The following is a 10,085-nucleotide window of genomic DNA, read 5'->3' on the forward strand; positions in this document are numbered from 1 at the left end:
GGCGGCGGCGGTGCGCCTGCGGGCGGCGGCGGCTTCGCCGGCCGTCCCGGCGGCGGTGGTCGCGGTGCCGGTCGTGGCAGCACGCAGGGTGCCTTCGGGCGCGCCGGCGGGCGGCCCGTGCGCGGACGGAAGTCGAAGCGCGCGAAGCGGCAGGAGTTCGAGCAGATGCAGGCCCCCTCGCTGGGTGGCGTGCAGGTTCCCCGCGGTGACGGCAGCACGGTCGTGCGCCTGCGCCACGGGTCGTCGCTCAACGACTTCGCCGACAAGATCGACGCCAACCCGGCGAGCCTCGTCACGGTCCTCTTCCACCTCGGTGAGATGGCGACCGCGACGCAGTCGCTCGACGAGGACACGTTCGGCACCCTCGCGTCCGAGCTCGGCTACCGCATCGAGATGGTGTCGGCCGAGGAGGAGGACCGCGAGCTGCTCGGGTCCTTCGACATCGACCTCGAGGCCGAGCTGGCCGACGAGGACGACTCGCAGCTCACGGCGCGTCCGCCGGTCGTCACGGTCATGGGCCACGTCGACCACGGAAAGACGAAGCTGCTCGACGCGATCCGGTCCGCCGACGTCGTCGCCGGCGAGGCGGGTGGCATCACCCAGCACATCGGCGCGTACCAGATCCACACCGAGCACGAGGGTCTGGAGCGGTCGATCACCTTCATCGACACCCCGGGTCACGAGGCGTTCACCGCCATGCGTGCGCGTGGGGCCCAGGTCACGGACATCGCGATCCTCGTGGTCGCGGCGGACGACGGCGTGATGCCGCAGACCATCGAGGCGCTCAACCACGCGCAGGCGGCCGGCGTGCCGATCGTCGTCGCGGTCAACAAGGTGGACAAGGAGGGGGCCAACCCCGCCAAGATCCGCCAGCAGCTCACCGAGTACAACCTCGTGGCCGAGGAGTACGGCGGCGACACGATGTTCGTCGACATCTCGGCGCTGCGCCGCCAGGGCATCGACGAGCTCCTCGAGGCCGTCCTGCTCACCGCCGACGCCGCGCTCGACCTGCGGGCGAACGCGGACAAGGACGCGCGCGGCGTGGCCGTCGAGGCCAACCTCGACAAGGGCCGCGGCGCCGTCGCGACCGTCCTGGTCCAGTCCGGCACGCTGCACGTCGGCGACGCGATCGTCGCCGGCACGGCGTACGGCCGCGTCCGTGCGATGTTCGACGAGCACGGCGGGGCGCTCACCGAGGCCACGCCGGCGCGTCCGGTCATGGTGCTCGGCCTGACGTCGGTGCCCCGCGCCGGCGACACCTTCCTGGTGGCGCCGGACGACCGCACCGCGCGTCAGATCGCCGAGAAGCGTGAGGCCGCCGAGCGCGCCGCCCTCCTGGCCAAGCGCCGCAAGCGCATCAGCCTCGAGGACTTCACGCAGGCGCTGCAGCAGGGCAAGGTCGAGACCCTCAACCTGGTCCTCAAGGGCGACGTCTCGGGTGCCGTCGAGGCCCTCGAGGACGCGCTGCTCAAGATCGACGTCGGCGACGAGGTCGAGCTGCGCGTCATCCACCGCGGCGTCGGTGCCGTGACGCAGAACGACGTGAACCTGGCGACGGTCGACAACGCGATCATCCTCGGCTTCAACGTCAAGTACGCCGAGCGGGTCGAGGACCTGGCCGACCGCGAGGGCGTCGACGTGCGCTTCTACTCGGTCATCTACCAGGCGATCGAGGACGTCGAGGCTGCGCTCAAGGGCATGCTCAAGCCCGAGTACGAGGAGGTCCAGCTCGGCACCGCGGAGGTGCGCGAGGTGTTCCGCTCGAGCAAGTTCGGCAACATCGCCGGGTCGCTCGTCCGGTCCGGGACCATCCGCCGCAACACCAAGGCGCGCGTCCTGCGCGGTGGCAACGTCGTGGCGGACAACCTCACGATCGAGTCGCTCAAGCGGTTCAAGGACGACGCGACCGAGGTCCGCGAGGGCTACGAGTGCGGTATCGGTCTCGGGTCGTACAACGACCTGCAGGTCGACGACGTCATCGAGACGTTCGAGATGCGCGAGAAGCCGCGCTCCTGAGGTCTCTCGCCGGGAGGGTCGTGCGCCGTGATGACGGCGCGCGACCCTCCCGGCGCTCTCCGGCCGCCCCCACGGCCGTCCCCACCTGCACCCCGGAGGAATGCCATGGTCGACCACCCTCGCGCTCGCAAGCTGTCCGAGCGGATCCAGAAGATCGTCGCCCAGATGCTCGACACCCGCGTCAAGGACCCGCGCCTGGGCTTCGTGACCGTCACCGACGTGCGGGTGACCGGTGACCTGCAGCACGCGTCGGTGTTCTACACGGTGCTCGGCGACGACGAGGCCCGCACCGGTACGGCCGCGGCGCTCGAGAGCGCCAAGGGCCTCATCCGCTCCGAGGTGGGCAAGCAGACGGGGATCCGGCTGACGCCCACGCTCGAGTTCATCGCCGACGCCGTCCCCGAGACGGCCGAGCACCTCGAGCGGGCGCTGCGCGAGGCCGCGGCGCGCGACGCCGAGGTGGCGGCGCTCGCCGCGTCCGCGCGCTACGCGGGCGATGCCGACCCGTACCGCCGCCCTGTCGAGCCGGACGACGAGCCGGACGAGCCCGCCGGCGAGGACGACCGGCCGGCGCAGGCCTGACGTGGCCACCGACGGCCTCGTCGTCGTCGACAAGCCCGCCGGCTGGACGAGCCACGACGTCGTCGCGCGCGTGCGGCGGCTCGCGGGCACGCGCAAGGTGGGCCACGCGGGCACGCTCGACCCCATGGCGACCGGCGTCCTGGTCCTGGGCGTGGAGCGCGCGACGCGCCTGCTGACCTTCGTCGTCGGCGCCGACAAGGAGTACCTGGCCACGGTGCGTCTGGGTGCCCGGACGACCACCGACGACGCCGAGGGCGAGGTCCTGGAGCGCGCCGACGCCTCGGCGGTCGACCCCGCGCGGCTCGCCGCCGAGGTGGCGCGCCTGACCGGCGCCATCCAGCAGCGGCCCAGCGCGGTGAGCGCCATCAAGGTCGACGGCCAGCGGGCCTACGCACGCGTGCGGGCGGGGGAGGACGTCGAGCTGCCGGCGCGCCCCGTCACGGTCCACCGCTTCGACGTCCTCGAGGTGCGTCCCGCGGCGGCCGACGACGGCCCGCCCGGGCTCGACGTCGACGTCGTCGTGGAGTGCTCGTCCGGCACGTACATCCGCGCGCTCGCGCGCGACCTCGGGGCCGCGCTCGGCGTGGGCGGGCACCTCACGGCGCTGCGCCGCACGCGCGTCGGCGGGTACGGGCTCGATGTCGCCCGCACGCTCGAGGAGCTCGAGGCTGGGGTCGGGGTCCTGCCGATGGCCGACGCGGCGCGCGCGACCTTCCCCGTGCGCGAGCTCACGGAGCACGAGGCCTCCGAGCTCTCGTTCGGCCGTCGGGTGCCCGCGGAGCCGTCGCTGCCGGCCACGCGGGACGCCCCCGTGGCGGCGTTCGCGCCCGACGGCGACCTGGTCGCGCTGCTCGCCGACGACGGTGCGGGCCGGTCGCGACCGGTCCTCGTGCTCCGGCCCGCGTGAGGCCCACGGGCGCCCGGCGGGGTCCCGGGCCGGCCCCGAGGTCGGTCGTCGGTCCGTCCCGTGGCAGGCTGTAGGACGTGCACCGCTGGACCGACCTGAGCCAGGTACCCGACGACTTCGGCCCGACCGTCGTGACGATCGGCAACTTCGACGGGGTGCACCGCGGGCACCGCGGGGTGCTCACCCGCATGGTCGCGGACGCCACGGCGTCCGGGCGCCGGGCCGTCGCGGTGACGTTCCACCCGCACCCCGCCCAGGTGCACCGCCCCGAGCGGGCGCCCGAGCTCATCACGGGCATCGCCGACCGCCTCGAGCTGCTCGCCGAGACCGGGCTGCACGCCGTGCTGCTCGTCGAGTACACGCTCGACTTCGCGCGCGCGACGCCCGAGGAGTTCGTGCGGACGTGGCTCGTCGACGGGCTGCGGGCGGCGACCGTCGTCGTCGGGCGCGACGTGCGGTTCGGGCTGCACAACGCGGGCGACCTGGAGACCATGCGCGAGCTCGGGCGGCGCTACGGGTTCGAGGTCGAGGTGATCGAGGACGTCCACGGGACCCCCGCGGACGGTCCGGGTGACGGCGCGCGTCGTTGGTCCTCGACCTGGGTCCGCGAGCTGCTCGCAGCCGGCGACGTCGCGGGCGCCGCGCAGATCCTCGGCCGCCCGCACCGCGTGCGCGGCACGGTGGTCCACGGAGACGCGCGCGGCAGGGACCTCGGCTACCCGACGGCGAACCTCTCGCAGGACGCGACGGGCATGGTGCCCGCGGACGGCGTCTACGCGGGCTGGCTGCGGCGCGTGGGCTTCCCCGCGGACCGCCCGGACGGGTACCTGCCCGTGGCGATCTCCATCGGCACCAACCCCACGTTCGACGGCGTGCAGCGCCGGGTCGAGGCGCACGTGCCGGACCGGACGGACCTGGACCTCTACGACGAGGAGGTCGTCCTGGAGTTCGTCGAGCGGCTGCGCCCGACGGTCCGCTTCGACTCGGTGGACGCGCTCATCGCGCAGATGGCTGACGACGTGGCCCGCACGCGCGTCCGGCTGGCCGGCGGGCCGCTCGAGTCGGTGCTCGGCTCCGCCGACTGATACCCTGGTAGACGCCGTCAGATCGGCCGCGGACCCAGAGCGCCCGGGTGGACATGCCCCGGAGCACCGCGCAGCGAGAACACCAAGGAGAGCACGTGCCCCTCGACGCCGCCACGAAGCAGCGCATCATGACCGAGTACGCGACGACCGAGAACGACACGGGCTCCCCCGAGGTCCAGATCGCGATGCTGACGCAGCGCATCAAGGACCTCACCGAGCACCTCAAGGAGCACAAGCACGACCACCACTCGCGTCGTGGCCTGCTCCTCCTCGTCGGCCAGCGCCGCCGTCTCCTCGGCTACCTGCAGAAGGTCGACATCAACCGCTACCGCAGCCTCATCGAGCGGCTCGGCCTGCGTCGCTGATCGTCCCGCACCAGCCCGGACCCCTCGCGGGTCCGGGCTGGTCCGGTGTCAGGCGCCGCCAGGCGCCGCACGCACCACCCAGCACCACCCGCACGTGAACCCGTACCGCCCGGAACCGGCGTCCGGTCCTCGGTAGTGGATCGCGGAACCGCCCCCGGCGCGTCCGCGGACCACGGTCGAAGACCGTCGCACGAAGCCGGGATCTTCGACGAAGGAGGGCATCCCATGGAGGGACCCGAGATCCAGTTCGCCGAGGCCGTCATCGACAACGGCCGCTTCGGCACCCGCACCGTCCGCTTCGAGACCGGCCGTCTGGCCAAGCAGGCCGCCGGCGCGGCCGTCGCCTACCTCGACGGCGACACGATGCTCCTGTCGGCCACGACGGCCGGCAAGCACCCCAAGGAGCAGTTCGACTTCTTCCCCCTGACGGTCGACGTCGAGGAGCGCCAGTACGCCGCGGGCAAGATCCCCGGCTCGTTCTTCCGCCGCGAGGGCCGCCCGTCCACGGACGCGATCCTCGCCTGCCGTCTCATCGACCGGCCGCTGCGCCCCCTGTTCGTCAAGGGCCTGCGCAACGAGGTCCAGGTCGTCGTCACGGTCATGGCGATCCACCCGGACGACTCGTACGACGTCCTGGCGATCAACGCCGCGTCCATCTCGACGCAGCTCTCCGGCCTGCCGTTCTCCGGCCCCGTCGGCGCCGTGCGCATCGCGCTCATCGACGGCCAGTGGGTCGCCTTCCCGCGCTACTCCGAGCGCGAGCGCGCCACGTTCGACATGGTCGTCGCCGGCCGCGTCGTGGGTGACGACGTCGCCATCGCGATGATCGAGGCCGAGGCTCCCGAGAAGAGCTGGAACCTCATCAAGGACGAGGGTGGCGTGGCCCCCTCCGAGGAGATCGTCGCGCAGGGCCTCGAGGCGGCCAAGCCGTTCCTCAAGGCGCTCGTCGTGGCCCAGCAGGAGCTCGCGGCCAAGGCCGCCAAGCCCGTGCAGGACTTCCCGGTCTTCCCCGAGTACCAGCCCGACGCGTACGCCGCCGTCGAGCAGGCCGCCGAGGAGCGCCTGTCGCAGGCGCTCACGATCGCGGACAAGCAGACGCGCGAGGGTCGCCTGGACGAGGTCAAGGCCGAGGTGCTCGCCGAGCTCGGCGCGCAGTTCGAGGGTCGCGAGAAGGAGCTCTCCGCCGCGATCCGCGCCGTGACCAAGAAGGTCATCCGCCGCCGGATCCTCACGGACGGCTTCCGCATCGACGGCCGCGGGCTGCGGGACATCCGCACGCTCTCGGCCGAGGTCGAGGTGCTCCCGCGCGTGCACGGCTCGGCCATCTTCGAGCGCGGCGAGACGCAGATCCTCGGCGTCACGACGCTCAACATGCTCCGCATGGAGCAGCAGCTCGACACGCTCTCGCCCGAGACGCGCAAGCGGTACATGCACAACTACAACTTCCCGCCGTACTCGACCGGTGAGACGGGCCGCGTGGGCTCGCCCAAGCGGCGCGAGATCGGCCACGGCGCGCTCGCCGAGCGCGCGCTGATGCCGGTGCTGCCGAGCCGCGAGGAGTTCCCCTACGCGATCCGTCAGGTCTCCGAGGCGCTGAGCTCCAACGGCTCCACGTCGATGGGCTCGGTCTGCGCGTCGACGCTCTCGCTGCTCAACGCGGGTGTCCCGCTGCGCGCGGCGGTCGCCGGCATCGCGATGGGCCTCGTCTCCGACACGGTCGACGGCGAGACCCGCTACGCGGCGCTGACCGACATCCTCGGTGCCGAGGACGCCTTCGGTGACATGGACTTCAAGGTCGCCGGCACGCGCGAGTTCGTCACGGCCATCCAGCTCGACACCAAGCTCGACGGCATCCCCGCCGACGTGCTCGGGGGCGCGCTGACCCAGGCCCGCGACGCCCGCCTGTACATCCTCGACGTCATGAACGAGGCGATCGACGCCCCGGACGAGATGTCGCCGAACGCCCCGCGCGTCATCACGGTGAAGGTCCCGGTCGACAAGATCGGCGAGGTCATCGGCCCGAAGGGCAAGATGATCAACCAGATCCAGGAGGAGACCGGCGCCGACATCTCCATCGAGGACGACGGCACGGTCTACATCGGCGCCACCGACGGTCCGTCGGCGGAGGCCGCGCGGGCGGCGATCAACGCGATCGCCAACCCGCACATGCCCGAGATCGGGGAGCGCTTCGTCGGCACGGTCGTCAAGACCACGACGTTCGGTGCGTTCGTCTCGCTCTCCCCGGGCAAGGACGGTCTGCTGCACATCTCGCAGATCCGCAAGCTGGTCGGTGGCAAGCGCGTCGAGAACGTCGAGGACGTGCTCGGCGTCGGCCAGAAGGTCCAGGTCGAGATCGGCGAGATCGACCCGCGCGGCAAGCTCTCGCTGCACGCGGTCATCGAGGGCGGCGAGGCCGGTGCCGAGGCGCCCGCCACGGCCGACGGCGACCAGGCCTGAGGTGTCACTGGACCTTCCGCTGATCCGCCCGGGCCTGCCGGGCAGTGACGTGACCGCCGGGCAGGACGGCGGCGCCCTCGTGCGCCGTACCGTCCTGCCCGGCGGGGTCCGGGTCCTCACCGAGGCGATGCCCGGCCTGCGCTCCGCCACGGTGGGTGCGTGGGTCGGCGTCGGCTCGCGTGACGAGACCGACGGCCACCACGGGTCGACGCACTTCCTCGAGCACCTGCTGTTCAAGGGGACGCAGCGGCGCTCCGCGATGGACATCGCCGAGGCGTTCGACGCCGTCGGCGGTGAGGCCAACGCCGCGACCGGCAAGGAGCACACCTGCTACTACGCGCGGGTGCTCGACGCGGACGTCCCGATGGCGCTGGACGTCATCGCCGACATGGTGACCTCCGCGCGGCTGGACCCCGACGAGCTCGAGACCGAGCGCGGGGTCATCCTCGAAGAGCTCGCGATGAACGACGACGACCCCTCCGACGTCGTGCACGAGCAGTTCGCCGCCACGGTGCTCGGCGCCCACGCCCTGGGCCGCCCCATCGGGGGCACTCCCGCCACGATCCGCGCGGTGCCGCGCGACGCGGTGTGGGAGCACTACCGCGAGCACTACCGGCCCGCCACGCTGGTCGTCACGGCCGCGGGCGGGGTCGACCACGACGCCCTGTGCGGCCAGGTCACCGACGCGCTGCGCGCCGGAGGCTGGGACCTCGACCCCGGCGCCGCCCCGAGCGGGCGCCGGGAGGCCGCCCGCGCCGTCGGCGCCGGCACCGACGGGCTGCCTGCCGCCGGGACCGAGGTCGTCGTCCACCGGACGACCGAGCAGGCGAACGTCATCCTCGGCACGCTCGGCCTCACCGCCACCGACGAGCGCCGCTTCACGCTGTCGGTGCTCAACGCGGTCCTGGGCGGCGGCATGTCCTCGCGCCTGTTCCAGGAGATCCGGGAGCGCCGCGGCCTCGCGTACTCCGTCTACTGCTTCTCGTCCGGCCACGCCGACACGGGCATCTTCGGCCTCTACGCCGGGTGCGCCCCGTCCAAGGTCGACGAGGTGCTCGACCTGCTCGCCGAGGGCTGGGAGCGGCTCGCGCAGGACGGCATCACGGCCACCGAGCTGGAGCGCAGCATCGGCCAGCTCTCCGGCGGGCTCGTGCTGGGCCTGGAGGACACCGGCTCGCGCATGAGCCGGCTCGGCAAGGCCGAGCTGGTCCACGGCGAGCTCCTCAGCCAGGAGGAGTCGCTGCAGCGCATCCGCGCGGTGACCGCCGACGACGTCCGCGACCTGGCGGCCGAGCTGGCCTCGCGCCCCCGGTCCGTCGTCCGCGTCGGCCCCTTCGGCGCCTGACCCCACCCCGGCCCAACCCACCCCCGGCCCTCCGGCCCCGGCCCCGGCCCCCCGGCCCCGGCCGGCCGCCGAGCACGTCCGTTCGACGCCAGGACGTCCGTCGTGCAGGACGTGCTCGCGTGGGACGGACGTGCTCGCGGGCCTCGGGCGGGCGACTAGGGTCGTGGTCCGTGGGTGAGACCAGATCTGATGACGCCTCCCGGCGCCTGCGCGTGGCCGTCCTCGGCGCCGCGGGCCGCATGGGCCGCACGACCTGCGAGGCGGTCGAGGCGGCGCCCGACCTCGACCTGGTCGCGCGTCTGGACGCGGGGGACGACGTCGCCGCGCTGGACGGTGTCGACGTCGCGGTGGACTTCACCGTGCCGTCGGCGACCGAGGCCAACGTGCTCGCCCTCGTCGGTGCCGGGATCCACGCCGTCGTCGGGACGACCGGCTGGGACGACGCCTCGCTCGGCCGAGTGCGCGAGGCGCTGGGTGCCGCGCCGGGGGTCGGCGTCCTCGTGGCGCCGAACTTCGCGCTCGGGGCGGTGCTCGCCATGGCGTTCGCCGCGCGCGCCGCGCGGTGGTTCGAGTCGGCCGAGGTCGTCGAGCTGCACCACCCGGACAAGGTCGACGCACCCAGCGGCACCGCGACCCACACCGCGCGGGGGATCGCGGCGGCGCGGCGGGCTGCCGGGCTGCCGCCGATGCCCGACGCGACCGCGTCGGCGCTCGACGGTGCGCGTGGCGCCGACGTCGAGGGCGTGCGCGTCCACGCCGTGCGCCTGCGCGGCCTGGTCGCGCACGAGGAGATCCTCTTCGGCAACCCGGGGGAGCAGCTGACGATCCGCACCGACTCCTTCGACCGGGTCTCGTTCATGCCCGGGGTGCTCCACGCGGTGCGTACCGTGCCCGGCCGCCCGGGGCTCACGGTGGGCCTCGACCACTACCTGGACCTCGGCTGATGCGCCGCTCGATGATCGGTGCGGCCCTGCTGACCGCGCTCCTGCTGGTCTACCTCGTGGCGGCCGCCGGCCGGGCGGTGACGCTGGTCGCGACGGGCGAGCCCGTCGCGATCGCCCTCGGCGTGGCGGTCCTGGTCCTGCCCGTGCTCGGCCTGTGGCTGGTCTGGCGCGAGTGGCGGCTCGCCGCGACGGTGCAGCACATGGCGGACCGGCTGGCGGCCGACGGCGCGCTGCCGGTCGACGACCTGCCCCGCACACCGGGCGGGCGCGTGACGGCCGAGGCCGCCGACGCCGCGTTCGGCGTGGCGCGGGCGGAGGTGGAGGCGCGCCCCGACGACTGGGCGGCGTGGTTCCGCCTCGGGTTCGCCTACGACGCCGCGCGGG

Annotated in this window: 9 protein-coding genes; all 9 read left to right on the top strand. The window is 73.5% G+C overall.

Annotated features, from left to right (window positions below; genetic code table 11):
* Positions 1-2,016: translation initiation factor IF-2 (gene infB, locus IDM29_RS11675; RefSeq protein ID WP_188037556.1), on the top strand; the 2,016-nt coding region annotated here is incomplete at its 5' end.
* A gap of 105 nt (positions 2,017-2,121) precedes the next feature.
* The gene (rbfA, locus tag IDM29_RS11680; protein WP_188037557.1) at positions 2,122-2,598 is read left to right on the top strand and encodes a 30S ribosome-binding factor RbfA; all 477 of its coding nucleotides are present in this window, start codon (positions 2,122-2,124) and stop codon (positions 2,596-2,598) included.
* Positions 2,513-3,505, top strand: a complete 993-nt coding sequence (truB, locus tag IDM29_RS11685) for a tRNA pseudouridine(55) synthase TruB (RefSeq protein ID WP_182113588.1) — start codon at positions 2,513-2,515, stop codon at positions 3,503-3,505. Before rbfA ends, truB begins: the two co-directional genes overlap by 86 nt.
* 77 nt (positions 3,506-3,582) lie before the next feature.
* Complete coding sequence (locus IDM29_RS11690; RefSeq protein ID WP_182113589.1) at positions 3,583-4,590, top strand: bifunctional riboflavin kinase/FAD synthetase; 1,008 nt, start codon at positions 3,583-3,585, stop codon at positions 4,588-4,590.
* A gap of 95 nt (positions 4,591-4,685) precedes the next feature.
* Positions 4,686-4,955, top strand: a complete 270-nt coding sequence (rpsO, locus tag IDM29_RS11695; protein ID WP_035059732.1) for a 30S ribosomal protein S15 — start codon at positions 4,686-4,688, stop codon at positions 4,953-4,955.
* Positions 4,956-5,180: 225 nt separating this feature from the next.
* Positions 5,181-7,412 carry a polyribonucleotide nucleotidyltransferase gene (locus IDM29_RS11700; protein ID WP_182113590.1) on the top strand — a complete coding sequence of 744 codons (2,232 nt, stop codon included), beginning with the start codon at positions 5,181-5,183 and terminating at the stop codon, positions 7,410-7,412.
* Position 7,413: 1 nt separating this feature from the next.
* Positions 7,414-8,757: a pitrilysin family protein gene (locus IDM29_RS11705; RefSeq protein WP_182113591.1), complete on the top strand. Its 1,344-nt coding sequence runs from the start codon at positions 7,414-7,416 to the stop codon at positions 8,755-8,757.
* A gap of 170 nt (positions 8,758-8,927) precedes the next feature.
* Positions 8,928-9,701, top strand: coding sequence for a 4-hydroxy-tetrahydrodipicolinate reductase (dapB, locus tag IDM29_RS11710; protein WP_309232725.1), 774 nt, complete (start codon positions 8,928-8,930; stop codon positions 9,699-9,701).
* The coding region (locus IDM29_RS11715) for a hypothetical protein (protein WP_188037558.1) at positions 9,701-10,085 on the top strand (385 nt) is incomplete at its 3' end. The genes dapB and IDM29_RS11715, both read left to right, overlap by 1 nt.

It is taken from the genome of Actinotalea sp. JY-7885, assembly GCF_014525465.1.
In the GTDB taxonomy this organism is placed as follows: Bacteria; Actinomycetota; Actinomycetes; order Actinomycetales; family Cellulomonadaceae; genus Actinotalea.

What these genes read in the sequence shown, in the direction of transcription:
- IDM29_RS11700 (WP_182113590.1), top strand. Translation starts at nt 5,181, where the DNA reads ATGGAGGGACCCGAGATCCAGTTCGCCGAGGCCGTCATCGACAACGGC.
- rbfA (WP_188037557.1), top strand. Translation starts at nt 2,122, where the DNA reads ATGGTCGACCACCCTCGCGCTCGCAAGCTGTCCGAGCGGATCCAGAAG.
- truB (WP_182113588.1), top strand. Translation starts at nt 2,513, where the DNA reads ATGCCGACCCGTACCGCCGCCCTGTCGAGCCGGACGACGAGCCGGACG.